This is a genomic window from Dokdonia sp. MED134, assembly GCF_000152925.2.
GTDB lineage: Bacteria > Bacteroidota > Bacteroidia > Flavobacteriales > Flavobacteriaceae > Dokdonia.
Genome location: NZ_CP009301.1, coordinates 2,285,058 through 2,310,135 on the forward strand (window position 1 = coordinate 2,285,058; position 25,078 = coordinate 2,310,135).

General features: G+C 38.8%; 25 protein-coding genes and 1 tRNA gene. 8 read left to right on the forward strand and 18 right to left on the reverse strand.

From position 1 onward, the window contains the following. Positions 1-128 precede the first annotated feature (128 nt). On the forward strand, positions 129-1,793 hold the full coding sequence (locus MED134_RS10100) for an ATP-binding protein (protein ID WP_038598540.1): 1,665 nt from the start codon (positions 129-131) through the stop codon (positions 1,791-1,793). Beyond that, positions 1,793-2,458, forward strand: coding sequence for a response regulator transcription factor (locus MED134_RS10105; protein WP_038598543.1), 666 nt, complete (start codon positions 1,793-1,795; stop codon positions 2,456-2,458). Before MED134_RS10100 ends, MED134_RS10105 begins: the two co-directional genes overlap by 1 nt. 285 nt (positions 2,459-2,743) lie before the next feature. Here MED134_RS10105 and MED134_RS10110 read toward each other — a convergent pair. The 9 genes from MED134_RS10110 to MED134_RS10150 all read right to left on the reverse strand — a co-directional run bounded on the left by MED134_RS10110 (position 2,744) and on the right by MED134_RS10150 (position 11,336). Further along, positions 2,744-2,817 (reverse strand) — tRNA-Asp (locus MED134_RS10110). A gap of 154 nt (positions 2,818-2,971) precedes the next feature. Next, complete coding sequence (locus MED134_RS10115) at positions 2,972-3,913, reverse strand: DUF58 domain-containing protein (protein WP_038598546.1); 942 nt, start codon at positions 3,911-3,913, stop codon at positions 2,972-2,974. 95 nt (positions 3,914-4,008) lie between these two features. After that, positions 4,009-4,557, reverse strand: coding sequence for a ClpP family protease (locus MED134_RS10120; protein ID WP_038598549.1), 549 nt, complete (start codon positions 4,555-4,557; stop codon positions 4,009-4,011). Between the two features lie 202 nt (positions 4,558-4,759). Then, positions 4,760-5,077 (reverse strand): thioredoxin, encoded by a 318-nt coding sequence (gene trxA / locus MED134_RS10125; RefSeq protein WP_038598552.1) that lies wholly within the window; start codon positions 5,075-5,077, stop codon positions 4,760-4,762. Between the two features lie 143 nt (positions 5,078-5,220). Beyond that, on the reverse strand, positions 5,221-5,922 hold the full coding sequence (locus tag MED134_RS10130) for a zinc metallopeptidase (RefSeq protein ID WP_202807056.1): 702 nt from the start codon (positions 5,920-5,922) through the stop codon (positions 5,221-5,223). A gap of 188 nt (positions 5,923-6,110) precedes the next feature. Next, positions 6,111-7,217, reverse strand: coding sequence for an alanine dehydrogenase (gene ald / locus MED134_RS10135; RefSeq protein ID WP_038598554.1), 1,107 nt, complete (start codon positions 7,215-7,217; stop codon positions 6,111-6,113). Positions 7,218-7,342: 125 nt separating this feature from the next. Next, positions 7,343-7,612 (reverse strand): SemiSWEET family sugar transporter, encoded by a 270-nt coding sequence (locus MED134_RS10140; RefSeq protein WP_193352751.1) that lies wholly within the window; start codon positions 7,610-7,612, stop codon positions 7,343-7,345. 56 nt (positions 7,613-7,668) lie between these two features. Then, on the reverse strand, positions 7,669-10,548 hold the full coding sequence (leuS, locus tag MED134_RS10145) for a leucine--tRNA ligase (RefSeq protein WP_038598557.1): 2,880 nt from the start codon (positions 10,546-10,548) through the stop codon (positions 7,669-7,671). A 140-nt stretch (positions 10,549-10,688) separates the two neighbouring features. After that, a complete protein-coding gene (locus MED134_RS10150; protein WP_038598560.1) occupies positions 10,689-11,336 on the reverse strand; it encodes a 4'-phosphopantetheinyl transferase family protein in 648 nt (215 codons plus the stop codon). 72 nt (positions 11,337-11,408) lie between these two features. Here MED134_RS10150 and ahcY point away from each other — a divergent pair, with 72 nt between their 5' ends. Beyond that, the gene (gene ahcY / locus MED134_RS10155) at positions 11,409-12,725 is read left to right on the forward strand and encodes an adenosylhomocysteinase (RefSeq protein ID WP_038598563.1); all 1,317 of its coding nucleotides are present in this window, start codon (positions 11,409-11,411) and stop codon (positions 12,723-12,725) included. Between the two features lie 141 nt (positions 12,726-12,866). Beyond that, positions 12,867-13,370, forward strand: a complete 504-nt coding sequence (locus MED134_RS10160) for a DUF6252 family protein (RefSeq protein ID WP_038598566.1) — start codon at positions 12,867-12,869, stop codon at positions 13,368-13,370. A 75-nt stretch (positions 13,371-13,445) separates the two neighbouring features. Here MED134_RS10160 and MED134_RS10165 read toward each other — a convergent pair whose 3' ends face one another. Further along, the gene (locus tag MED134_RS10165; protein ID WP_038598568.1) at positions 13,446-14,324 is read right to left on the reverse strand and encodes a hypothetical protein; all 879 of its coding nucleotides are present in this window, start codon (positions 14,322-14,324) and stop codon (positions 13,446-13,448) included. 51 nt (positions 14,325-14,375) lie between these two features. On the opposite strand from MED134_RS10165, the gene MED134_RS10170 reads away from it, so the two are divergent. Continuing rightward, complete coding sequence (locus MED134_RS10170; RefSeq protein WP_038598571.1) at positions 14,376-14,720, forward strand: TM2 domain-containing protein; 345 nt, start codon at positions 14,376-14,378, stop codon at positions 14,718-14,720. A 79-nt stretch (positions 14,721-14,799) separates the two neighbouring features. Here MED134_RS10170 and MED134_RS10175 read toward each other — a convergent pair whose 3' ends face one another. After that, positions 14,800-15,270, reverse strand: a complete 471-nt coding sequence (locus tag MED134_RS10175) for an Lrp/AsnC ligand binding domain-containing protein (RefSeq protein ID WP_035326699.1) — start codon at positions 15,268-15,270, stop codon at positions 14,800-14,802. A 97-nt stretch (positions 15,271-15,367) separates the two neighbouring features. Next, positions 15,368-16,738: a saccharopine dehydrogenase family protein gene (locus tag MED134_RS10180; protein WP_038598575.1), complete on the reverse strand. Its 1,371-nt coding sequence runs from the start codon at positions 16,736-16,738 to the stop codon at positions 15,368-15,370. A gap of 80 nt (positions 16,739-16,818) precedes the next feature. Between MED134_RS10180 and MED134_RS10185 the strand changes: the two genes are divergently transcribed. Beyond that, entirely contained in the window at positions 16,819-17,199 is a 381-nt protein-coding gene (locus tag MED134_RS10185; protein ID WP_038601163.1) for a DUF423 domain-containing protein, read from the forward strand. A 74-nt stretch (positions 17,200-17,273) separates the two neighbouring features. Beyond that, positions 17,274-18,887: a phosphoenolpyruvate carboxykinase (ATP) gene (gene pckA, locus MED134_RS10190; protein WP_038598578.1), complete on the forward strand. Its 1,614-nt coding sequence runs from the start codon at positions 17,274-17,276 to the stop codon at positions 18,885-18,887. 112 nt (positions 18,888-18,999) lie between these two features. Here pckA and MED134_RS10195 read toward each other — a convergent pair whose 3' ends face one another. The 5 genes from MED134_RS10195 to MED134_RS10215 all read right to left on the reverse strand — a co-directional run bounded on the left by MED134_RS10195 (position 19,000) and on the right by MED134_RS10215 (position 22,907). Then, entirely contained in the window at positions 19,000-19,884 is an 885-nt protein-coding gene (locus MED134_RS10195) for a DMT family transporter (RefSeq protein WP_038598581.1), read from the reverse strand. A gap of 78 nt (positions 19,885-19,962) precedes the next feature. Beyond that, positions 19,963-20,526: a gliding motility lipoprotein GldD gene (gene gldD, locus MED134_RS10200; protein WP_038598584.1), complete on the reverse strand. Its 564-nt coding sequence runs from the start codon at positions 20,524-20,526 to the stop codon at positions 19,963-19,965. After that, complete coding sequence (locus MED134_RS10205) at positions 20,523-21,845, reverse strand: gliding motility-associated protein GldE (RefSeq protein ID WP_038598586.1); 1,323 nt, start codon at positions 21,843-21,845, stop codon at positions 20,523-20,525. Before MED134_RS10205 ends, gldD begins: the two co-directional genes overlap by 4 nt. A gap of 22 nt (positions 21,846-21,867) precedes the next feature. Beyond that, positions 21,868-22,356, reverse strand: coding sequence for a single-stranded DNA-binding protein (locus tag MED134_RS10210; RefSeq protein ID WP_038598589.1), 489 nt, complete (start codon positions 22,354-22,356; stop codon positions 21,868-21,870). Positions 22,357-22,568: 212 nt separating this feature from the next. After that, positions 22,569-22,907 (reverse strand): T9SS type A sorting domain-containing protein, encoded by a 339-nt coding sequence (locus tag MED134_RS10215; protein ID WP_052084217.1) that lies wholly within the window; start codon positions 22,905-22,907, stop codon positions 22,569-22,571. 220 nt (positions 22,908-23,127) lie between these two features. Here MED134_RS10215 and MED134_RS10220 point away from each other — a divergent pair, with 220 nt between their 5' ends. After that, positions 23,128-24,000, forward strand: a complete 873-nt coding sequence (locus tag MED134_RS10220) for an AraC family transcriptional regulator (protein WP_038598592.1) — start codon at positions 23,128-23,130, stop codon at positions 23,998-24,000. On the opposite strand, the gene mutY is transcribed toward MED134_RS10220, so the two are convergent. After that, the gene (gene mutY / locus MED134_RS10225; protein ID WP_038598594.1) at positions 23,992-25,041 is read right to left on the reverse strand and encodes an A/G-specific adenine glycosylase; all 1,050 of its coding nucleotides are present in this window, start codon (positions 25,039-25,041) and stop codon (positions 23,992-23,994) included. The two genes, MED134_RS10220 and mutY, sit on opposite strands and share 9 nt — an antisense overlap. Positions 25,042-25,078: the final 37 nt, after the last annotated feature.

Consider the following 25,078-nt stretch of genomic DNA (forward strand, 5'->3'; position numbering starts at 1 on the left):
ACAAATCCTACCACGTGTGACGTGGCCAACACAACGATGTTAAAAGTACTAAAAAAATAGAAACTTCTATTTTATCTCTCCCAGTGTAAAGTATAAATCAGATACAGAAATTATAATATATTTGAGAGATGAAGAAATACGATCTAAGCTTCCCTATTTTTTTTCTTACCCTATTTTATCTTTTAATTTTTGCTTCTCACGCCCATAGCCAGACTAAGGAGGTTGATAGCACAACATTCTACTATAATTCTATTATGGGTGCTACTAGTAAAGAATCTATACAAAAGGGTGTGGTTTTCTTTGAAAACGAATTAAAATCTAATACTAAAAAAGAGGATCCACATTATAGAGCACAGATTTTTGATCTTATCTCGCTAGGATATTTTAATATGGGTGAGTTTTTTAAAAGCGAAATCTCTGCTATAGAAAGTTATAAGGCTCTTGATCTAGCATCACAAACTATAGATAGAGAGGATATCAAAATAAGATTAGGAAACCGTCTAGGTAGACTTTATAGAAGGCTAGGAGATGATGATAATGCATTAAAGTATTACAAGAATACACTTCCTTTACTTTCAAAAAACAGAGATAGTTTAATCCTTTTAAATAATATAGCTTCAATCTATATGGATCGTGAAGACTATCAAAAAGCAGTAGACTTGCTGGCTCCCTTTGTAATTGATTCAACTTCTATATTAGAAAAAAAATATCTGGCTACTATTCTTGATAATTACGGTTATAATTTGTCTCATTTGCATCCTCTCGAAGGGCTATCTTTTATGAAGCGCGCAGAAGATATAAATAAGACAATAGGTTATATGCGAGGCCTCTTTTCTGTTAAAAGACATCTTTCTCAATATTATCGAAATAATGAAAACCTTCTTAAAGCATCTGAGTACGCATTGGGAGCAAGCGAAATTGCAAACTCGCTAGGAAGTCCCACTTATAAAAAAGAAGCTTTAGGACTTCTCATTGAGGCGGGTATAACAACAGACGCCTTAGCCTATAAGCAATTGTCAGATAGTTTGCAGAGTGTGCAAGAACAAGTGGCAAATAAATATGTTGCTCAAAAATATGACTACAGTGTCTTTCAAAATGAAGCTCAGGAGAGTGAGCTAGTTGCTCAAAAGGAAAAAACTAAAAATAGATTTTACCAATTTTTAGTCATTTTTTTAATACTTCTTGCTGTTGCTGTATTTGTTATTTCTAGGCTGTTTAACAAGAAAAAAAGGATGGAGGAGATGTTTAAAACAGAGGCTCGTTTTTCTAAAAAAATACACGATGAAGTATCTAATGATATTTATAAAGTAATGGCACATATGCAGAGCAGTAAGGAACTGGATCCTGGTCTTATGGATAACCTAGAAAGTATTTATAATAGAACACGAGATATCTCTAGAGAGACAAGTCCAATAGATGCTAGTAAAAATTTTCAGACTACATTAAGTGATCTTTTACTGGGGTATCAATGTGACTCACTAAATATTGTTACTAGAAATAGTGATGGCGTGAGATGGGCACAAATATCTAACGAGAAGAAGAATGCTATTTATAGAGTTTTGCAAGAGCTTATTACAAATACAGTAAAACACGGCAGGGCAAGTTTGGTACTCATTGAGTTTAATCAAGATCATAAAAAAATTGCAATCAGATATAAGGATAATGGCATAGGGTCAGAACTATCTAATAAAAATGGCTTGCAGAATGTGGAAAACCGTATAAAAGCCTTTAAGGGAACTGTTACATTTGAAAGTGAAAAGAATAAAGGTTTTCAGGCAAATATCCAGATGTAATGTTTAAAAAAGTTCTAATAGCAGATGACTTAGTCAGTATTAATGAAGGTGTGTCGCATACACTTAGTGGTTTAAATATAAATGGAGCAAAACAGGTCACATATTGTGATGAGGCTTATTTACAAATCAAGAAGGCAGACAGAGATAATTTACCTTATGACTTATTAATAACCGACTTGTCTTTTACAGCAGATCATAGAAGGCAGCGATTTTCTTCTGGAGACGCGCTTGCAGAGGTTGTCAAAAAAGAACACCCCGAGATTAAAGTTATAGTCTACTCTGTAGAAGACCGCTTTCAAAGAGTACGTCAACTCTATAATGATGTCCATATAGATGCCTTTGTGTGTAAAGGTAGGGATGGTATTTCAGAGCTTAAGGACGCAATTAAAACCGTGTCTGAGGGTAATCGCTATATCTCCCCTAAAGTCGCAATGGCGTTATCTAATAATGCAAATCTAGAAATAAATGAGTACGACATTACACTTATGAGATTACTCTCATATGGCTACTCTCAAGAAGAGATAAGTAAAGATCTTAAAGAGAAGAATGTATCACCTTCTAGCGTAAGTGCTATTGAAAAGAAACTAAATAAGTTGAAAATTCAATTTAGAGCAAATAATGCAATACATCTCGTAGCTCTGGTGAAGGATATGGGGCTCATTTAAAAGAAAAATTGTTCTAATTGTGGATTCCCGTAAAGTATAGAAAATACAATCTTATATACTTGTAATGCTTTAAGTTTTTGGGGGGCTTAAAGCATTTGTTTGTTAAAGAGTATCTTCGGGTGCTCTTTTTTTATGCTTTATTATATCCAGAACTTAACGAAAACAAAAAAAGCCTCTCCAATCAGGAAAAGCTCTTCATCGGATTCAACTACAAACCCTTACCACGTGTGACGTGGCCAACACAACACTGTAAAAAAAAAGCCCACAAATGTGGGCTTAATTATGCGGTCTGGACGAGACTCGAACTCGCGACCCCCTGCGTGACAGGCAGATATTCTAACCAACTGAACTACCAGACCGTTCCCTTATGTTATAGACTTGGAGGTTGTCTTAATTCTTCAATATTTTACTTGCTACATTTCCTTTGTCAAGAACTAACAACTCATCGTTGCTCTGTTGCGGGTGCAAATATAGAACACCTTTTTAATTGCACCAAATAATTTTTTAAAATTTTTATAAAAATTTCTGACGCTCTACTAAAAACGTCGTCAGTATGGGGCTAAAGCCGTTTTCTAAAATCGCAGGAATGTATTTAATTCTATATTGTGCACACTTGATTTGCAGTGTTTTAAAATAAGTTTCTACAGAGCTTTTGTAAATATCACGTATACTATCTGCATATAAATTAATAGATGCTCCACTTTCTACATCAACAAACTTTTTTGGGTTATTGTCAAAATCAAAGTTATATTCCTTCTCCTTACTGTAGGTGTGAAACAAAATTACTTCGTGCTTGTTGTATTTAAGATGCTGTAAGGCTTCAAAAAGTTGCTCTTGCTCCACATCGTCTTGTAGCATATCAGAAAAAAGAAAAACCAGAGACCTACGTTTTAACTTCTCTGCAATAAGATGAAGGTGTTTATAAGTATCTGTGCCTTTAGGTTGTTCCTTATGTGAGCGAGTAGTATTTATAATACCATTAAGTTGGTCTAGTAGCATATGGTGGTGCCTATCGCTACCTTTTTCTCCTGTATAAAAATCATAAGTATCACTATAGATACTCATTCCCACAGCATCACGCTGCTTCTTCATAAGATTCATAATAGCTGCACTAGCCAGCGCAGAGAAGCTTATCTTGTTAAGCTCTGTTATGCTAGGCTCTTTTACAGCAGGATAGTGCATAGAACTACTATTATCTACAATAAGGTGACAGCGCAGGTTAGTTTCTTCTTCATATCGCTTTGTATAAAGCCTGTCTGTCTTTGCATAGAGTTTCCAGTCTATGTGTTTTGTACTCTCGCCGGGGTTGTAAATCTTATGCTCTGCAAACTCTGCCGAGAAGCCGTGAAAAGGACTCTTATGCATACCAGATATAAATCCCTCTACCACCTGGCGCGCTAGTAGCTCTAAATTGCCAAAGCCTGAGGTTTTATGAAGTTCTGATTTTATATCCATCGTTATGCGAGTGTAGCGGTTAGAAATGCTCTTAAATGAATCGGAACTTGCCCTAAAAGAAGAACAAGTTCCGATGTGTTATTAGAGTAGCGGGTTTATCCTTCGTAAACGCCGTCTACGATACCGTAGTCTACAGACTCATCTGCACCCATCCAGTGATCACGCTGGAAGTCTTTCATTATTTTATCAAAAGTTTGCCCACAGTTATCTGCAAGAATCTGTGCGCTAAGCTCTTTTGTTTTTACAATTTCTTGTGCAGTAATTTCTATATCAGATGCTTGACCTCTAGCTCCTCCAGAAGGCTGGTGTATCATAACACGAGCGTGTGGCTGTATAAAGCGGCGACCTTTTTCTCCTACAGAGAGTAATAGTGACCCCATACTAGCAGCTAGACCTGTACAGATGGTAGAGACTGGGCTCTTAATCATCTTTATAGTGTCATACATTGCAAATCCAGAAGTTACATAACCACCAGGGCTATTTATAAATAACTGAATCTCATCGTGCCCTTGTGCGTCAAGATATAGTAATCTATCTATAACGTGCTTTGCGCTCTTATCATCTACCATTCCCCAAAGGAATATCTTTCTATCATTGAGCAACTGGTTGTCAATAGCGTCTTGTACTTTTATTTTCTTTTCCATAAATATCGCTGCTCTGGCAGCTATTAGTCATTTTCGCTTGCGCAAAAATCTATTGGTGTTAGACAATATAAATTTCATAAATAGTAAAGTGTGCATTTTACGCTTTCGCGAAAGCGTACACCTTCTATCTAATGCTTTAAAAATACAAAAAGGCTCGGCACTGTGCCAAACCTTTCTGATAATCTTATTAAAATAGGGGAGACTATAAAAGTCCGTCTATTGCTTCTGTATAAGTAGCCTTTGGAGCAACACCTACTTGACGTCCTACTACTTCACCGTTTTTAAACATAAGTACTGTAGGGATGTTACGTACACCGTATTTTGCAGCAAATTCTTGGTTTGCATCTACATCTACTTTACCTACGATAGCTTTACCTTCGTACTCTCCAGCAATCTCTTCGATAACTGGTCCTACCATACGACAAGGTCCACACCAAGCAGCCCAAAAGTCTACTAATACTGGCTTATCGCTTTTTAATACTTGTTCTTCAAATGTTGCATCTGTGATTTCTAATGCCATAACTATATCGTGTTAAATTGTTATTCTAATTTGTAATACAAAGTTAGTCAATAATAATTCCAAACCTTACAATGCGCATATCAGGATTGACTATCGCGTCATTGTGGCAGGTTATAGTAAGTAATTAACTACTATATAGTCTTTTATCTTCTACTTCCAAAAACTTGTAGTGCAAAGTATAAGAGAGTGGCAAGTGATCCTAAAGCGGCAACAAGATAGGTGCGTGCTGCCCATTTTAGGGCATCCTCTGAACCATCATACTCTTCTGGGGTTACCATATTTTCGGCTTTGAGCCAGGCAAGTGCTCTATTACTTGCATCATACTCTACAGGCAGTGTGATAAGGCTAAAGAGTGTTCCCATTGCATAAAGTGCAAGACCTATAATGGCAACAGTGCCACCTATCTTAGTAGTAGCCATAAGTGCAACACCACCCATAATTACCCACATACTCATCTTAGAAGCAATATTTACCACAGGCACAAGCTTAGATCTCATTTGTAAAAAGCTGTATGCTGTAGCGTGCTGTATAGCGTGACCTACCTCGTGGGCAGACACGGCAGCCGCTGCGGCATTGCGCTGGCTGTAAACAACCTCACTTAAGTTTACCGTTTTGTCTCTAGGGTTATAGTGGTCTGTAAGCTGGCCAGCAACAGAGATTACTTTTACATCTGTAATTCCATTATCTGCGAGCATCTTTTCGGCAATCTCTGCGCCAGACATCCCGTTGCGTAGTTGTAGGTTAGAATAATGTTTGAATTTGCTCTTAAGCTTAGAACTTACAAGTCCGCTTATGAGTGCAATGGCTCCTACTATAATGTAGTAACCCATAGATCCTGCTAGCATAGTCGTTTATTTTTTTAGTTGTTTTACGTTTTTAAAGTTACAAAAGTATAGCGCATAAACTACGCCAAAATATAAAACGACATTTTCTTACCCTTTTCGTGTCAATAGTCGGTAGATCTATTGCTTTAGTGGAGTGATAGGTCTATAAAGAGTTTTACGCTTTCGCGAAAGCGTACTCAACCTCCTTTTTAAATCGCTAGTGGTGTGTATGGGATATCAAAAACCTCAGAGATTTCTTCATAAACCACGTTTCCGGAAACAATATTCACCCCTTTTTTAAGAACCTCATCTTGTGCACAGGCTGTTTTCCAGCCTTTGTCTGCTAGTTTGAGCACATAGGGTAATGTGACATTTGTGAGAGCTACCGTAGAGGTGTAAGGCACTGCTCCCGGCATATTTGCAACACAATAGTGCACCACATCATCTATGATAAAAACGGGATCTTGGTGTGTGGTAGGTTTTGAGGTTTCTACACAGCCACCTTGATCTACCGCTACATCTACTATTACGGTACCAGGTCGCATCTCCTTGAGCATATCACGTGTGATTAACTTAGGTGCTTTTGCTCCAGGTATCAAAACGCCTCCTATGATTAAATCGTGTGTTTTGATATGTTTTCTTATGTTGAATTCGTTTGAGAATTCTGTTACTACGTGTGGTGGCATTATGTCATTTACATAGCGTAGTCGCTTCATACTTATATCGAGTATGGTGACGTGTGCGCCTAGACCTGCAGCCATTTTGGCCGCTTGTATACCCACCACGCCTGCGCCCAGTACGAGTACTTTGCCAGGGCTCACTCCTGGCACACCACCTAGTAGTACGCCTCGCCCTTTTACGGGTTTCTCAAGATATCTTGCTCCTTGTTGAATAGACATACGCCCAGCAACCTCGCTCATAGGGGTAAGCAGTGGAAGAGATCTATCTGCTTCTTCTACCGTTTCGTAGGCTATACAGGTAGCGCCGCTAGCTATCATTGCTTTTGTGAGTGGCTCGCTTGAGGCAAAGTGAAAGTAGGTAAAAACGATCTGGTCTTTTTTAATAAGCGTGTATTCTGGAGCTATGGGCTCCTTAACCTTTACAATCATTTGAGCGATTGCATATACCTCTTCTATGGTGTCTAGTATGTTTGCTCCAGCATCTATGTATTGCTGGTTTACAAAACCACTGTTTACGCCAGCATCCTTTTGAATATATACGGTATGACCGCGTTTTGTGAGTTCATATACACCTCCTGGGGTGATGCCCACTCGGTTTTCATTGTTTTTAATCTCAGTGGGTACCCCTATAACCATCGCTTAAATTTTTGCGGCAAGGTAGCGGAAATGTGAAAAATGAAAGCTGATAAAATATTAAAAATCAGGGGTGTAAAAAGTGATATTATTAAAAATAGACAGCCATTTTTAACAATATGTAAATGCTAGTTTTTACCGTATTTGATTTTAAAATATAATAGTAAAAATGAGGAGATAACTGTAATAGCATTTGCCAGTATGATGGATAGACTTTCTTTAAGCACTCCATAAATAAGCCAGAACACAATGCCTACAAAAAACATTGTAAACATAGGTAAGCTCAACCCTGATACATCCTTAGTTTTCCAAGTTTGATATACTTGGGGTAAAAAGGCTGCAGTGGTAAGTGTAGCAGCAATGAGACCTATGATCTCTATATCATCTATTCCAGACATCAGTATATAATTAAATCTTGCCCATAATATGACTTACGGGCAAGAGTATATGTTTGTTAACCCACGATGTTTACAATCTTACCAGGCACAACAATCACCTTTTTTGGTGTGCGGCCATCAAGATACATTTGTGTTTTTTCGTGTGCCATCACGGTTTTTTCTATCTCATCCTTACTCATATCTAATGGTAGCTCAAGGGTGAATTTCATTTTACCATTAAAAGAGATAGGATAGTTTTTTGCACTTTCTACAAGGTGCTTTTCTTCAAAAACCGGGAAGCTAGCTTCAGAAATGCTTTCGGTGTGACCCAGCTTACTCCATAGCTCCTCTGCAATGTGGGGTGCATAAGGTGCAATAAGAATAGCAAGTGGCTCAAGAACTTCACGCGAAGTACATTTTTGAGCACTTAGCTCATTTGCCGCAATCATAAATGTAGATACAGAGGTGTTAAAAGAGAAATTCTCAATATCCTCTTCTACCTTTTTTATGGTTTTATGTAGCGTCTTTAAGTTGTCTTTACTTGCTGGTGTATCGGTTACATTAAAAGCAGCCTCTGCGCCATTATGGTATAACTTCCAGAATTTCTTTAAGAAGTTATGTACGCCTGTAATACCTGCCGTATTCCAAGGTTTTGCTTGCTCAAGCGGCCCTAAAAACATCTCGTACATACGTAAAGTGTCTGCTCCATACTGCTCGCAAATCTCATCTGGATTTACGACATTGTACTTAGACTTAGACATTTTTTCAACCTCGCGGCCTACTTTGTAAACGCCATCTTCAAGGATAAACTCTGCATCTTTAAATTCTGGCCTCCATTTTTTGAAAGCTTCTACATCTAGCTCATCAGATGCATTTACAAATGCTACTGGAGCGTGTATAGGTTGTACCTGCTTGTCTTTACTTAATCCTAGTGACAAGAATGTATTGCTATTCTCCTCTCTGTAAACAAAAGCACTCGTCCCCAAGATCATCCCTTGGTTAATCATCTTTTGGAAAGGCTCATCTACAGATACGTGTCCTCTATCTTTTAAAAATTTTACCCAAAAACGAGAGTATAATAAGTGACCGGTACCGTGCTCAGATCCTCCTATGTATAAATCTACATTACCCCAGTAGTCCATCGCTTCTTTTGAGGCAAAGACAGCATCACGCTGTGCTTTTTCCATATATCTAAAGAAGTACCAGCTACTACCTGCCCAGCCAGGCATTGTGTTTAATTCTAATGGGTAAATTCCATTATCCTCGGAGTTCTCGACTGCGCTCGAACGCACAAGGTCGTTTGACACAACTTTGTTAGCCTTAGTATCCCACGCCCATACATCTGCACGGCCTAGTGGCGGTTCTCCATCTTCTGTAGGGAGGTATTTTTCTATTTCTGGTAGCTCCAGTGGTAAGTGTTCCACATCAATCATATGTGGCATCCCGTCTTTGTAATATACTGGGAAAGGTTCTCCCCAATAACGCTGGCGGCTAAAAACCGCATCACGTAATCTGTAATTTGTTTTACCAGAACCTGCACCTATTTTTTCTAACTCATAGATGGCAAGTTTTACTGCTTTCTTATACTTTAATCCGTTTAAGAAATCAGAATTTGCAATAACGGTAGCTGCCTTGTCTGCAAAGGCCTCTTCAGAAATATCTACCCCTTCAAAAACATTAGGGATAGGGATATTAAAATGCTTTGCAAAGTCATAATCACGCTGGTCACCACAAGGTACTGCCATTACCGCACCTGTACCATAACCGGCAAGTACATAGTCACCTATCCAGATAGGTATAGGCTCTTTTGTAAATGGGTGCTCTGCATAGGCTCCTGTAAATGCTCCCGTGATTGTTTTTACATCTGCCATACGCTCGCGCTCAGAACGCTTTGCGGTAGAGGCGATGTATGCATCTACTTCTTCTTTTTGCTCTGGAGTAGTAATCTCTTGTACAAGATCTAGCTCTGGAGCAAGTGTCATAAAACTTACACCAAAAATAGTGTCAGGGCGTGTGGTAAATACTTCTATCTTTTTGTCGTGATCTTTTAAGTTAAAAGATACAGTAGCTCCTACAGATTTACCTATCCAGTTGCGTTGTGTTTCTTTTATAGACTCACTCCAGTCTAAGCTGTCAAGCCCTTGTAGTAAACGCTCTGCATAGGCAGAGATGCGCATAGACCACTGTGTCATTTTCTTGCGCACTACGGTATGCCCTCCACGTTCTGAAACGCCGTTTACAATCTCATCATTTGCCAGTACAGTACCTAGTGCTGGACACCAGTTTACTTCTGTTTCGGCGAGGTAGGTGAGGCGGTATTGTAGGAGTATGGCTTGTTTTTCGTTTTCAGAAAAGTCATTCCATTGTGCTGCGGTAAATGGCTCAATGTTATCATCACAAGCAGCGTTTATATTTCCATTTCCTTCTTTCGCGAAAGCGGAAACTAGAGTCTCTATACCTTCTGCTTTATTTGTGTCGTTATTGTACCACGAGTTAAATAGCTCTGTAAAAATCCACTGTGTCCATTTGTAATACTCAGGATTTGAGGTGCGTACCTCGCGACTCCAGTCAAAAGAGAATCCTATTTTATCAAGCTGGTTACGATACCCTGCAATCTCATTACCTTGGTTATCTACACCGCCTTCTATATTAACCTTTGTAGTTACGGCAGGGTGCTGTCCTGTTTGTATTGCATATTGCTCTGCTGGAAGTCCAAAAGAATCATATCCCTGCGGGTGCAATACATTAAAGCCTTTAAGGCGCTTGTAACGCGCGTACACATCACTGGCAATATACCCTAGCGGGTGCCCCACGTGCAGTCCTGCTCCAGATGGATAAGGAAACATATCTAGCACATAATATTTAGGCTTGTCACTGCTGTTTGAGGCGTTAAAGGTGCCTTTATCTGCCCAGTATTTTTGCCATTTGGCCTCTATCTCGTTAAAGTGATATTTCATTGTAAGTGTATTATATATGCGCTTTCGCGAAAGCGTACTTATCCCTATTTAAGGGGGCAAATTTACAATTAATTATGTGGATTAATAAGTGCTTGCTGTGAGAGTTGCTACAACACCTTTGAGTAATTAATAAATAGACTTTATAAACCGTACACGCAGGTAAAACCTTCAAACTCCATAAGATAAATTGCATAGGTTGAAGATGCTCCATTGTACACCACTCTTGCTGTAGTTTGTGAGGCATCTAGCTCAAAGTCTTGCACGTCTATATGTTTTAAGAAACTCAACCCCTCTTGATTATATAGTTTATATAGCGATTCTTTTGCTCCCCATACATAGGTGAGTTTACGTATGCGAGCCTCAGAGCTGGTAAGGGTGTAATACTCCTCAATAGGTGTAAACTTATGAGCGATGCGTAAAATCTTATCGCGCTGCTTCTCTATATCTATTCCTACTGGGTTGTCACTTATAATAATAGCGGTAAATGTGTAGCTATGTGTTATTGAGATGTGCTTGCCATCGTGCAGGTGAGGCTTGCCAGATGGAGAGTAATATAGGTCAAAATCTGTATAACCTGCCTCTGCGAGTAGGTGGCGTATGCTCATAAAGCCACGCTGGTGCAGGTCAGACTTCATACAGTCAAGTCTTTTTTGGCAATGCGGTGTAAGGATATGGGTTTGTCCTTCGCCTAAGGGTAGGGTAGATTTAAGCGTTTCTAGACTTTCCTCAATCTTCCAGATATATACTTTTGTAGTAGGGGAAACTGTTATCGTTTTGTAAAGAGGCATTAGAGTGTCTAAGTTATTGCGTAAATTTGCACCGCCTTAACGGGTCTATGAATTTAAGATAAAGATAAGAAAATGAGCAATAAGACAGTACCGTACGTACCGTACAAAGTAAAAGATATTTCCCTTGCAGCTTGGGGACGTAAAGAGATAGAACTAGCAGAGGCAGAGATGCCTGGGCTTATGTCTTTACGTGAGGAGTATGGAGATGAGCAGCCGCTTAAAGGTGCTCGTATCGCAGGATGTCTGCATATGACAATACAGACAGCTGTATTGATTGAAACATTAAAAGCGCTAGGAGCAGAGGTAACTTGGTCTTCTTGTAACATCTTCTCTACGCAAGATCAAGCAGCTGCAGCAATTGCAGATGCTGGTATTCCAGTATATGCTTGGAAAGGAATGAATGAAGAAGAATTTGACTGGTGTATCGAACAAACACTTTTCTTTGGAGAAGATCGTAAGCCACTTAATATGATTCTTGATGACGGTGGTGATCTTACAAATATGGTACTTGACCGTTACCCAGAACTAGCAGGAGACATAAAAGGACTTTCTGAAGAAACTACAACGGGTGTACACCGTCTTTACGAGCGTGTAAAGAATGGAACGTTACCTATGCCAGCTATAAACGTAAACGATTCTGTAACTAAGTCTAAGTTTGATAACAAATACGGATGTCGTGAGAGTGCGGTAGATGCTATACGTCGTGCTACAGATACTATGCTTGCTGGAAAGCGTGTAGTAGTATGTGGATACGGAGATGTAGGTAAAGGAACAGCAGCATCTTTTAAAGGAGCTGGATCTATCGTTACAGTAACAGAAATCGATCCTATCTGTGCACTTCAAGCAGCAATGGACGGTTTTGAAGTTAAGAAACTAGAAAACGTAGTAGGTAATGCAGATATCGTTATCACAACTACAGGAAACAAAGACATCATACGTGGTGAGCACTTTGAGGCAATGCGTGATAAAGTAATCGTTTGTAACATAGGTCACTTTGATAATGAGATCGATATGGCTTGGTTAAACGGTAACCACGGCGCTACAAAGGATGAAATCAAACCTCAAGTAGATAAGTACACGATAGATGGTAAAGATATCATCGTTCTTGCAGAAGGTCGTCTTGTAAACTTAGGTTGTGCAACTGGTCACCCTAGTTTTGTAATGAGTAACTCATTTACAAATCAGACACTAGCACAAATCGAGCTTTGGAACAATAGCGAGAAGTACAATAATGAAGTTTATATGCTTCCTAAACACCTAGATGAAAAAGTAGCAGCATTGCACTTATCAAGACTAGGAGCAGAGCTAGAAACACTTTCTAAAGATCAAGCAGATTACATCGGTGTGACAGTAGAAGGGCCATTTAAGCCTGAGTACTACAGATACTAAGAGCGAGTCGTATAGACAGAAGAATTTTTTCGCTTTCGCGAAAATATGAAATAGAAAAACCCACGTTTATAGCGTGGGTTTTTTATTGTCGTAGATTTATTTGAAACTGATTACTTTTGCTGTTCACTCAAAAAACATATAATGAATTTAAGATTTTTAAAGATTGCGGTACTATTACTAACATTTGGCTTCATAACAAGCTGCGGTGATGATGAAGGACCAGCAGAAGCGCCTAGTGTAAAATTTAGAGCCTCGGTAGGTGGAGCTACATTTATCTCAGACACCCCGAATGCAGTATTAAGTAATGATGGGAGACTCTTTGTAGTAACCGCTACAAACGACATAGGAAGTGAGACATTTACCCTCACAGTAGGCTCTTCAAATCCAGATGCGCCCTTAGTGATGGAACAATCATATAACACAGCAAGTGAAACATTACCAGCTTCTATACAATTTGAAACAGGAGGGGTAACTTATAAAACAAATCTAGAAACTGTAGGTGCAATAAACCTTAACAGTTTTGACCTAGACCTTAATTTTGTTTTTGGTTCATTTACTGGAGATCTTGAAAACGTAGCCGTGCCAGATGAGTTGCTATTTGTAACAAGCGGAAATATGACAGGTATAGAGATAAGCGTGCAGTAAAAACACATACCTCTTTTAAAGTCTAAAGCCCTTATGTTTTATAACATAAGGGCTTTATTAATTTTGGAAGTGTGCTTATTGCTTTACAAGTGTAAGCTCTGCTTTTTCACCAGTTTTGAGGCTTGTCCTTGTGGTTATAAGACTTGGCCCGTCTTGCACCTCAACCTTTACGGTGTTAGGAGATGAGGTTCCTTCATTTACAGCCTCTACACGCACGACAGCGGTTTTATTTGTAATAGTTACGGGTATGTTTTTCTTCTCTCGAGTGATAGCGTAGTTCTCTAGTATAAGCTTGTCGTCTACGTATAGATTAATACGGTCATTATCTACTTTTCCAGAGTCGTAAATGGAAATTGTTAACTCCTTACTCTTTGCAAATATGTTGAGGTTTTCGTCTTTTCTTACCACGCTCATAGTAAGTGTGTCTACAGATCGCTTTGCAGAAATTTTATCCTTTACTTCTTGACTTACCTTTTTAGACTTTTGTATTCTTTCGTCTAGTTTTGCAATACGCTCTTGTACTCTTTCTGATGCGGCCATTATGAGCATCCCGTCTAGGCAAGCTGTTTTGTCTGGATACAGCCCTTTAAAATCACCGCTAAATGCTTTGTTTTTTTCTAGATTGCGCATTCTAGTAGAAAAATTAACCAAACACATATCAATTTCTCCTAGCGGAGATTTTGTGTACACAATATCATACTCTGCAAATGAGAATTCTTTTTTATCACTGTCATAAGTACCTTTTATATTAGACTTAGTCTCGTGCTTACCACCTAGGTCAGACATCGAGTAACCTTGTATCTTCCCATCTAACTCTTCAAAGGCTAGCTTGTATGATATAAAGGCAGAGTCATTAAGCTTAATGACTCCTGTGTACTCATAATCATCGAGTTGACTAAAAACTGTAAAGCTAGAAAACGATAAAATAAAAAGTAATGTAACTTTTAAAGTCATAAAATTATTTTGAGTACATTTATTCATAGATAATCAATTCACATCCAAATTATGAGACTCAAAATTACATTATTATTTGCGTTTGTACTGCTTTCAGTTACAAATACCTATGCTGGATTTCCAGTACAGAGAACAGCTGTTGCAGCTGTAGAAGGTGTAACCCTCACAGAAGATGACACCGCAGAGGTGCTTACATCTCCTGCTGCAGTAGAGGCAGACCGCCAGCTTATAGCTATACTTCTATGGTTATTTTTAGGAGGTTTTGCAGGACACAGATGGTACCTAGGAAGCCCTATAGGGTGGAACATTTTATTTATCCTTACAGCAGGTTTCTTTGTTGTAGGATGGGTAATAGATGGTATTGAGATACTATCTGGCACATACCCAGGGCTATAATTTATAGTTTCTTTTTTATAAAAAGTAAAGCCTCTCATTTTTGAGAGGCTTTTTTTATGAAGTATATATAAGCTCTAGTTTATATTTTTATCTGTCTGTCTATTTGCTGGTCTAGGGAGATAAAGGTTTCTGTACGGGAAACCCCGTCTATGGCTTGTATTTTCTTGTTAAGTAGGTTCATAAGATCCTCATTGTTTTTACAAAGAATCTTAATCAAAACAGACCAGTTACCTGTAGTATAGTGACACTCTATTACCTCTGGTATATCCTTAAGCTGTCTTACTGCTCTTGCGTTATTAGCCGCACGCTCTAGATAAACACCTATAAAAGCCTGTGTGCGATAACCCAGTACTTTTGGGTCTATAATAAATTTTGAACCGGCAATGAGTCCAGATTTTTCTAGCTTACGTAAACGCTGGTGTATGGCAGCACCAGAGATACCCACTTTACGAGCAATCTCAAGTATAGGTTTACGAGCATCTTCCATAAGCTGGCGCAAGATAATTTTATCTATACCGTCTATAACTAGTTCGTCTTTAACTATTTTCATCGCTTGTGATTGTGAATTGAAAGAGAAAGATACGTAATAACTGGTAATGTGTAATTGAGTTGCGTGTTTTTTGTGACGCTTTCGCGAAAGCGTAAAACTATCCCCCTACATTATCTGGGTTGTACCCTAGGTAGTCTACCTCATACTCTTTAAAGGTGATGCCATACTCTTCTAGCTCTTTGAGAATAGGTTCATACACCTCACGATTAATAGGTAACTGAACGCCAGGTGTGGTAATCTCACCATTAAGTATGCGTAGTGTGGCCATTGCCACTGGGAGTCCTACGGTTCTTGCCATTGCAGTTTCTACTTGATCTTCTCCTATGTTTACCATAGTCGCATCTATTTGCTTGCGAGTACCATTGAGCTCGTAGCCAAATTTATGATACATCACAATCATATCTTTATCTTCTGGAGCGAGTGTCCACTTGTCTTCTAGTATGCGTTGTAGTGCTTGAGCTGGAGTGGCGTTTGTAAGTCCTAATTTTTTTGAAGGATTAAAAAGGTCTAGTTCTAGTAATTTATCCCAGAGCAAGTCATCTTGATCAATTTTAAGGTAGTGACGTAGTTTGAGCTCTACAGAGTCTGTAGGTGAGTAGGGTAAGAAGAGATTTGTATAATCACGATAGCTCATTGTCTCTGTGTCTTGTAGCGTATAACTATCATCTGTCATACCTAGTAACACAAATAATTGCCAGGCACGTGAGAAGCCTACTCGACGTATGGTACCTCGGTAAAGCGTAGGTATATCATCCAGGCCATATATAGAACGATACTTAAGGGAGTTGCGGTTTGCGTATCCTTCAAATCTTCCGTGGCCTTCTATTTCTAAAAATTCTGTACGTCTAAAGAGTCTTTGGTAAGGGATGTATTTATAAGTACCTTCTTGTATAAACTCTGCCGCACCGCCTTGACCGGCAAGTACCACATTGCGAGGGTTCCAAGTAAATTTATAATTCCAGAGGTTTGTATCACTCTCTGGCGCAACAAGTCCACCCGTAAAAGATTCAAAAAGTATCACCTTACCGCCTTTATCTCGTATGCGATCTAGCACCTGCATAGCACTCATATGGTCTATACCTGGGTCGAGCCCTATCTCATTCATAAACACAAGTCCTTTTTCCTTAACAGCGGTATCTAGGGCTTCCATTTCTTTTGAAATATAAGATGCGGTCACCATAGACTTATTAAAAGTCACACAGTCTTTTGCCACCTCTATGTGAAAACGTGCGGGTAGCATTGAGATAACGATGGTTGCTTCTTGTATGGCTTGCTCTCGTTGTGTTTTGTCAAAAACATCTAGTGAGATAGCTGTCCCATTATCGTGATTATTTATAAGCTTTTGAGCATTTTCAAGAGAGATGTCACCTACGGTAATGTGCAAATCTTCTGCTGCAGATTTATTGAGTAAATAGTTTACGAGTTGGCTAGTAGATTTACCGGCTCCTATGACTAGAATCTTTCGCATTGATGGTGTATTTTGTAGTTTTGTGTTTGATTTATGCAGGTTTAAATGTACACTTTTGCAAGGCATATAATAGTAAGATTATGGATAAAAAGTTACGTATAGCAGGTGCGATATTTGGATTAACGGCTGTAGTTATTGGTGCCTTTGGGGCTCACGGGCTAGAAAAAGTTCTTGATGCAGATGCACTTTCTACATTTGAGACAGGTGTAAAATACCAGATGTATCACGCCTTGTTGCTATTGCTCATATCTGTTTTCGCTTTAAGCGAAAAGTCAAAGAGGATACTTCTCATACTTACGGTTATAGGTATACTATTCTTTTCTGGCTCTATTTATGGGCTTGCTACTAATGATTTGACCAGTTTTAACTTCACAAAAATTGCTCTTATCACCCCTCTAGGAGGTACTTTGCTCATTGTGAGCTGGGTAATACTCCTAGTACAATTCATAAAATCTAAATAAAACAGCGAAAACGTTATAGTACCTAGATTAGACTTCTTACTTTTGTGTCATAAAACAACACAAAACTCATTGGTATGGTCGCAGATAGCTTAGCATCGAAGACACTCTCATTAGAAAAAATTGGCATAAAAAATGCCAAAATCAACTACCAACTTTCTCCCGAAAAACTACATCAAATTGCTGTAGAAAATGATATGGGTAAAACCGCATCATCTGGCGCTCTCGCTGTAAACACAGGTAAGTTTACAGGTAGATCTCCTATGGATCGTTTTATCGTAAGGGACGCAAAAACAGAAGGTAAAGTCTGGTGGGGAGATATAAACCTCCCCTTTGAAGAAGAGGCGTTTGCAAAACTTAAAACAAAAGTTGCAAACTATCTCTCAGAAAAAGAAATCTACGTGCGTGATAGTTATGCGTGTGCAGATAAAGATTACAAACTCAACATACGCGTTGTAAACGAGTACCCTTGGTCTAATATGTTTGCATATAATATGTTTCTTAGACCTACAGAAGAGGAGCTTAAAGGATTTGACCCAGAGTGGACGATTTTAAACGCACCGGGCTTTCTAGCAGATCCAGCTGTAGATGGTACACGCCAGAGCAACTTTGCGATATTATCTTTTACAGAAAAAACCATCATTATAGGGGGTACAGGTTACACAGGTGAGATTAAGAAAGGAATCTTCTCTGCGCTTAACTTTATACTTCCTGTAGAGAAAGAGACATTACCTATGCACTGTAGTGCAAACGTAGGTGATAACGGTGAGACCGCTATCTTTTTTGGACTTTCTGGAACAGGTAAAACCACACTCTCTGCAGATCCTGAGCGCAAGCTTATAGGTGATGATGAGCACGGGTGGACTAAAGATAACACCATCTTTAACTTTGAGGGTGGCTGTTATGCAAAAGTGATTAACCTCTCTGCCGAAAATGAACCAGATATCTACAATGCTATAAAGCCAGGAGCCATTCTAGAGAATGTCATACTAGATGAGCAAGGTAATGTAGCTTTTGAAGATACATCTATCACACAAAACACACGTGTAAGTTACCCTATAGATCACATTGAGAACATACAGGTACCATCACTAGGTAAAAACCCAAAAAACATCTTCTTCCTTACGGCAGATGCTTTTGGAGTACTACCTCCTATCTCTAAGCTTACACCAGGTCAAGCCGCATACCACTTTATAAGTGGGTATACTGCAAAGGTTGCTGGTACAGAAGCAGGAGTAAACGAGCCTGTACCATCATTTTCAGCGTGTTTTGGAGCGCCATTTATGCCGCTTCACCCTACAAAATATGCAGAGATGCTTAGTAAGAAAATGACAGAAGCTGGAGTAAATGTATGGCTTATCAATACAGGATGGACCGGCGGACCTTACGGAGTAGGATCACGTATGAAGTTAAAGTACACGCGCGCAATGATTAAAGCTGCGATGGAAGGGAAGTTACCACAAGAAACCACGCACGATGACTATCACATACACTCAGTTTTTGGACTAGCACAACCACGTACGTGTCCAGGAGTGCCTACAGAAGTATTGAGCCCACGCGCAACGTGGAATAATGACAAAGGTTATTATGAAACGGCAAACAAGCTTGCAAGATCTTTTAAAGAAAACTTCAAGCAGTTTGAAGCATATGCAAGTGAAGAGATTATGAATGGACAGCCACCATTAGGCTAGAAAAACGACAGTTTAGTTGGTGAAAGGCGGTTTACTTCGGTAGACCGCTTTTCTTTTTTTTACGCTTTCGCGAAAGCGTGAACCTACATAGTAAAAGTTGTTTTTACAGCGCTTATGCTTTTTTTCTGGCGCTATTACCTATATAAACGCCTACAAGAATGATAAGGGTGGCAATAAACTGAAGCATTGTAAAGGCCTCGCCATCTAGCAGTCCCCACATTACAGATATAATAGGCATCAAGTAGGTAACAGAAGAAGCAAAGACGGGATTGCTCATTTGCACAAGTTTGTTAAACATCACTTTTGCTAGTGCGGTGCCAAATATAGAGAGGATCACGATGTACCCTATAGACTGCTGTAGCGTAGCATCTGTAGTAACGGGTAAATCAAAAAAACCAGAAATAGCGAGTATAATTGCCGCAGGTATAATGAGAAAGACAAAGTTACCAGCCGCAATAGCGATGGCAGGCACTTCTTGTAGGTGTCTTTTTATAATATTTACATTAAGTGCATAAAAGGAGGCTGCTATAATGACCAGCGAGGCATACCAATAATTTTGACCTTCATTAATTTGAGCGCCTATATAAATAAGAGCCCCAGCACCCACAAGCCCTAAAAGTACACCTATAAACTGCCGTTGTATAAATTGAGCACCAAAGAGTAGTATCCCAAAAATAAATGCCAGTAAGGGTACGCTAGAGTTTAAAATACCTACCACAGCACTATCTATCTCTGTCTCTGCAAAGGCAAATAAAAATACGGGCAGCCCTGTGCCTAGTATACCGGTAATGCCTATCCATTTCCAGTCTGATTTCTTAATCTTTTTGAGACTTTTCCACCCAAAGAGCAATAACACCGTTGCCGAAAATAAAATACGTAAAGCCCCTAGTTGCAATGGGTCTAGACCTACAAGCCCTTTTTTAATAAGGATAAAAGAACTACCCCAGATAATGGATAAAACAAAGAGGTATATCCATTTTAAAGACTTGTTTGGCATTGCTTTGATTTAAGAATGCAAAGGTCGGCGTTTTTAAGGTAAAAATCTAAAAGGTTTGTGAGGTAAAGTAGGGCGATATTATTTACGCCATTCTATACTTTCCATAAGGTGGCGTATGTCATTTTTGAGATATATGGCAGCAGGATAGATACTATCATAATTAGGCCTTGCATTAAAATAAATAGAACCTGTAAGAAAGTGATTTGTACTATCTGTAATATAAAATTGAGACTGTGAGGCTGCATCTCCTTTTATATCATAAAACATCCCGTAGGCGTTTTGAGTCTCGTTTACATACTTTTCTTCTATAATATTATCTGCTTTACGCACGTGCTCATACGTGAGTTTTTGGGCATCATTAAGTAACGCATTTATGTTTTCATTTACCCTTCGGTAGGTTAAAAAGATGCTGCCGTTTATGGTTGGGTAATCTATTACTGCAGAGCAGTCATCTTTGTAGCGTACAATTCCTAGCTTGTTGAGGTCAAAGTTATAATCACATTCGCTAGCAGTAGCCTTGTAGCTAGGCGCAGGGTATGATAAACTAAGCTGGCTTTTAGGTTTAGGCAAGGTGTCGCCTCCACAAGAAATAAATGATATGCTTACAATGATTAAGATGAGTATGGCTGCTGTGTTTTTCAAGATGTAATGGTAAATTTAATTTGCTTGATGCGCTTTTTATCTATAGCCTCCACAGTAAACGCATAGGTGTCATATTTTATTACCTCATTTTTACGAGGAAAACCGCCAGATACTTCTAGTACAAAGCCAGCGATGGTTTCGGCCTCACCTTTCTTGTTTTCAAAGGTAGTGGTGTCTTCTAGTTTTATGATGCGATAAAAATCCTTGAGCGATGTCTTCCCATCAAAGATCCAGTTATAATCATCAAGTTTAGAATAGATAATATTTTCATCATCAAACTCGTCTGAGATGTCTCCCACAATCTCTTCTATAATATCTTCTAGAGAGATAATGCCACTAGTACCACCATACTCATCTACTACGATGGCTAGGTGGTTTTTCTTTTCTTTAAACTCTGAGAGTAAATCATCTAGCTTTTTATTTTCTGGCACAAAGTAGGGCTCGCGTATAAGTTTTGTCCAGTCAAAGTCTTTTTTAGTAAGATGTGGTAGTAAATCTTTTACATAGAGAATACCTATTATAGTATCTACACTCTCAGAAAACACGGGGATACGGGAGAAACCATTTTCTGTAATCTCTTTAAGTACTTTTTGGTAATCGTCATCCTTATTAAGGGCAAAGACATCCATACGTGGTCGCATTACCTGTTTTGTATCTGTATTACCAAAGGATACAATGCCTTTTAAAATTTTTTGTTCCTCCTTTGTTGTGTCTTCTTCACTAGTAAGTTCTAGTGCCTGTGATAATTGATCTACATTAAAACTAGATTTTTGTTCACCTAGCTTGTTTTGTATCCATATCGTCGCGAGTCGCATAGGACTGCTTAATGGTGTGAAGATCATATCTAAAAAACGCAGCGGGTATGCCATTAGTGCTGCAAATTTCTTATTATTTCTGTTTGCATATACCTTAGGTAAAATCTCTCCAAAAAGTAATATCAAAAACGTGATAAGGACCACTTCTAATAAGAAGCGCACAGGGATGGTAAGAATCTCTGCTGTAATATTTGCAAATATGACTTCACCCAGGCTGGCAAATAGGAGAACAATAGCAATATTTATAGCATTATTTGCCACAAGTATAGTTGCTAGTAATTTTTTTGGTTTGGTGAGTAATTTTTTTACCACCATCATCTTGCGATCTGCAACGAGCTCTTCGGTTTCTAGTAAGTCACTAGGTGATAAAGAAAAAAAAGCTACCTCTGCACCACTTATAAGCGCAGAGCACGTGAGCAGTATAACAAGCGCCACGAGACTCAAAATACTTGAGGTGTCAAGGGCGAGTAAAAGTATAAGTAAGGGTTCGGGATCGGGATCCAAAGGTTCAAAAATTTAAATTAACTTAAAATGGCAAATCATCTACATCACTGGTGTCTGTAGTAGGTTGCGCAGGTTGAGAAGGTTGATTTGTATTATAAGGTTGCGCTTTAGGCTGTGCTGGTTGAGCAGCTTGTCTAGGTTGCTGGGCTTGCTGCCCTTGTCCTTGACTCTCGCCTTTAGGTGTTAAGAAGGTAAACTCTTGACACTGTATCTCTGTAGAGTAGCGGTCCATACCTTTATCATCTGTCCACTTACGAGTTTTAAGGCGACCTTCTACATATACTTTGTCACCTTTTTTCAGATATTTCTCACAGATTTCGGCAGCTTTATTACGCACAACAATATTGTGCCACTCAGTATTACTCACGCGCTCTCCCGTGGTACGGTTTACATACTCCTCGTTAGTCGCTAGAGGAAATCTTCCTATACAATTACCTCCTTCAAAGTAATTCATCTTTACGTCATCTCCGGTGTGTCCTATAAGGATCACTTTATTTACTGTTCCTGCCATAGTATCAAATGTAATAAATATTGCGATGCAAGGCTGTTATGCTTTCGCGAAAGTTTACCAAAACACACTTGTATTTCATAAAGGATATAGAGTTATAATCTCCTTAACTAACAGTGATACCTCACAATAAGACATAAAAAATCCCTAAAAGAACCACCTTTTAGGGATTAAACTAAGCATACTAATTTTTACACAAAATAAACTAGTCTTGTTTATCCGATAACCACCTCTTTGGTGTAACTCTTGTCACCGTCTTTTACTTTTACATAATACGTACCTTTGAAAGCTTTTGTAAAGTTAAAAGCCTTGTGTACCGTTTTTGTCTCTTCAATAGTTTCTGTAAAAACAATGCGTCCCATTGCGTCACGTACTACTACGTTTATTGGGCTTTGGTCAAGGTTAAGTAGGTTAAGATACACGACCTCTCCGTCTGTTTTTAAAACTAAGCTCTCTGCAGATGTCTTAGGAGGATTGTTTAATCCTGTAGCATTAACTTGAATGCTTGTTACTAAAATCGCAAAGGCTGCTAGTAATTTGATTGCATTTTTCATAATATTTCAATTTAAAAGATTGATTTCTAATTTTTTACACTGCAAACATACGGTCGATTATAAGTTTCTACTACACGCATATTTTCAAATATATGTGTGTAATTAACACAGTAATGTGTTAATAAATCTTAAAATGTTAATTTAGCACATAATTGAGGTAAATCTCTAGTGATGTAAGGATTTAAACCTATTTAATTTTGCCTCGTAAAGCAGCTCTACTATGATTTTGCAAAAACCTACTTTTGAGTCTATTTCTCCAGATTTTGGAACCTCGTTTGCATATCAGAAGTTTGATGAGCGCACTACAAACGTTAATAATGTCTGGCATTATCATCCCGAGATAGAGCTCGTTTTTGTAAACGGAGGTACAGGGAGAAGGCAGGTAGGGAGTAACGTCTCTTATTACACTTGGGGAACACTTATAATAGTAGGGAGCAATTTACCTCACTGTGGTTTTACAAATGAGGATACGGGTAACAGCTGTGAGACCGTCATACATATGAAACCCGATTTTTTAGGAGCAGACTTCTTTAATATCCCAGAGATGGCCAGTATTAAAAGATTATTGCACGTTGCAAATCGTGGGATTGTATTTTCTGGCGAGACAAAGGCCAGAGTAGGAGCGATGATGGAAGCAATGGAAAATCAAACAGATTTTGAACGCCTGGTGTCACAACTCAATATTCTTAATGATCTTGCACATACTGAGGAGTACAGAATTCTCAATGCAGATGGATTCTCATTAATGTCTGATGTAAAAGATAACGACCGTATTAACCTAGTCTTTAATTATGTAAAAACTCATTTTAAAGAAGAAATACCACTAGAAGATATGGCAGATCTTACTAACCTTACCATCCCGAGTTTTTGTCGTTTCTTTAAAAAGATTACTCATAAGACCTTTACGCAATTTGTAAACGAGTACCGCCTCGTACACGCTTCAAAGTTACTTGCAGAGCAGCCCCTTAGTATCACAGAGGTATGTTTTGCCAGTGGATTTAATAATTTCTCTCACTTTAATAAAAAATTTAAGGCCTTTGTGGGTCAAAATCCTTCAGAGTATAGAAAAGAGCTTAGAACCGTACTAGAGTAACTTCTCTATAAAATTCCCTATCAGCACGGGTACGGGTAGTTCGGTAATCCTATTTATAGGTGTGGCATTATCAGTAATTTCATCTACCGTTACTATCCAGAATGTGGTGTGTAGATGCTGGTGTGACAGTTTGTGTACAATAGGGGTGTTATTATATCTATCAATATCATTTATAACCAGATCTTGTAGTAAGGGGTGATTTTTTACGCTTTCGCGAAAGCGGTCTCCTTCTCCCTCTTGCAGCGCCGCAAGTTCTTCTATAACGGGAAACTCATACAGTCCCTGCCAGATGCCTTTGCCTGTGCGTTGCTTTATGATAGTTTGCTCTTGCTTGTCTTTAATATATAGGTAGTGGAAATATTTGTGTTTCACCTTTGTCTTCTTGAGCTTTACGGGAAGCTCAGATACTTTATTTTGTTGTAGCGCCACACAGCTGTGATTATATATACAGTGCAAGCAGTAAGGGTTTTGAGGTTTGCATTGTATCGCCCCAAACTCCATTATAGCCTGGTTAAAATCTGCAGGGCGGTTTTCATCAATAAGCTCCTGCGCCAGTGCTTTAAACTCTTTTATGCCGGCTGTGCTATTTATAGGAGTGTCTATACCGTATACTCTAGATAGCACTCTATACACATTGCCATCTACCACGGCAGTAGGCTCATTAAAGCATATGCTTGCAATGGCACTGGCGGTATAATCTCCCACACCTTTAAGTTTTTTAATCTCCTCATAGGTGTTAGGAAAAACTCCGTCCATCTCTTCTACAATCATTTTTGCACTTGCGTGTAGGTTACGACCACGAGAATAGTAGCCTAGACCTTGCCATAATTTAAGAACTTCTTCTTCTGTAGCTTGAGCAAGATCTTGCACTGTAGGAAAGGCCTCTGTAAAGGCAATATAATACGGTAATCCTTGCGCTACGCGCGTTTGCTGAAGAATAATTTCTGAGAGCCAGATGTGGTAAGGATGGGTGGTATTGCGCCAAGGCATATCACGCTTGTGTTCTAAATACCAAGTAATGAGTTTGTTAGAAAAAGACAATATAAAATAGGGTTTTATACAAAGCTAGATGTTATGT

Coding starts and splice junctions, on each gene's coding strand:
- MED134_RS10100 (WP_038598540.1), top strand. CDS start 129: ATGAAGAAATACGATCTAAGCTTCCCTATTTTTTTTCTTACCCTATTT.
- MED134_RS10105 (WP_038598543.1), top strand. CDS start 1,793: ATGTTTAAAAAAGTTCTAATAGCAGATGACTTAGTCAGTATTAATGAA.
- MED134_RS10115 (WP_038598546.1), bottom strand. CDS start 3,913: ATGGATATAAAATCAGAACTTCATAAAACCTCAGGCTTTGGCAATTTA.
- MED134_RS10120 (WP_038598549.1), bottom strand. CDS start 4,557: ATGGAAAAGAAAATAAAAGTACAAGACGCTATTGACAACCAGTTGCTC.
- trxA (WP_038598552.1), bottom strand. CDS start 5,077: ATGGCATTAGAAATCACAGATGCAACATTTGAAGAACAAGTATTAAAA.
- MED134_RS10130 (WP_202807056.1), bottom strand. CDS start 5,922: ATGCTAGCAGGATCTATGGGTTACTACATTATAGTAGGAGCCATTGCA.
- ald (WP_038598554.1), bottom strand. CDS start 7,217: ATGGTTATAGGGGTACCCACTGAGATTAAAAACAATGAAAACCGAGTG.
- MED134_RS10140 (WP_193352751.1), bottom strand. CDS start 7,612: ATGTCTGGAATAGATGATATAGAGATCATAGGTCTCATTGCTGCTACA.
- leuS (WP_038598557.1), bottom strand. CDS start 10,548: ATGAAATATCACTTTAACGAGATAGAGGCCAAATGGCAAAAATACTGG.
- MED134_RS10150 (WP_038598560.1), bottom strand. CDS start 11,336: ATGCCTCTTTACAAAACGATAACAGTTTCCCCTACTACAAAAGTATAT.
- ahcY (WP_038598563.1), top strand. CDS start 11,409: ATGAGCAATAAGACAGTACCGTACGTACCGTACAAAGTAAAAGATATT.
- MED134_RS10160 (WP_038598566.1), top strand. CDS start 12,867: ATGAATTTAAGATTTTTAAAGATTGCGGTACTATTACTAACATTTGGC.
- MED134_RS10165 (WP_038598568.1), bottom strand. CDS start 14,324: ATGACTTTAAAAGTTACATTACTTTTTATTTTATCGTTTTCTAGCTTT.
- MED134_RS10170 (WP_038598571.1), top strand. CDS start 14,376: ATGAGACTCAAAATTACATTATTATTTGCGTTTGTACTGCTTTCAGTT.
- MED134_RS10175 (WP_035326699.1), bottom strand. CDS start 15,270: ATGAAAATAGTTAAAGACGAACTAGTTATAGACGGTATAGATAAAATT.
- MED134_RS10180 (WP_038598575.1), bottom strand. CDS start 16,738: ATGCGAAAGATTCTAGTCATAGGAGCCGGTAAATCTACTAGCCAACTC.
- MED134_RS10185 (WP_038601163.1), top strand. CDS start 16,819: ATGGATAAAAAGTTACGTATAGCAGGTGCGATATTTGGATTAACGGCT.
- pckA (WP_038598578.1), top strand. CDS start 17,274: ATGGTCGCAGATAGCTTAGCATCGAAGACACTCTCATTAGAAAAAATT.
- MED134_RS10195 (WP_038598581.1), bottom strand. CDS start 19,884: ATGCCAAACAAGTCTTTAAAATGGATATACCTCTTTGTTTTATCCATT.
- MED134_RS10210 (WP_038598589.1), bottom strand. CDS start 22,356: ATGGCAGGAACAGTAAATAAAGTGATCCTTATAGGACACACCGGAGAT.
- MED134_RS10215 (WP_052084217.1), bottom strand. CDS start 22,907: ATGAAAAATGCAATCAAATTACTAGCAGCCTTTGCGATTTTAGTAACA.
- MED134_RS10220 (WP_038598592.1), top strand. CDS start 23,128: ATGATTTTGCAAAAACCTACTTTTGAGTCTATTTCTCCAGATTTTGGA.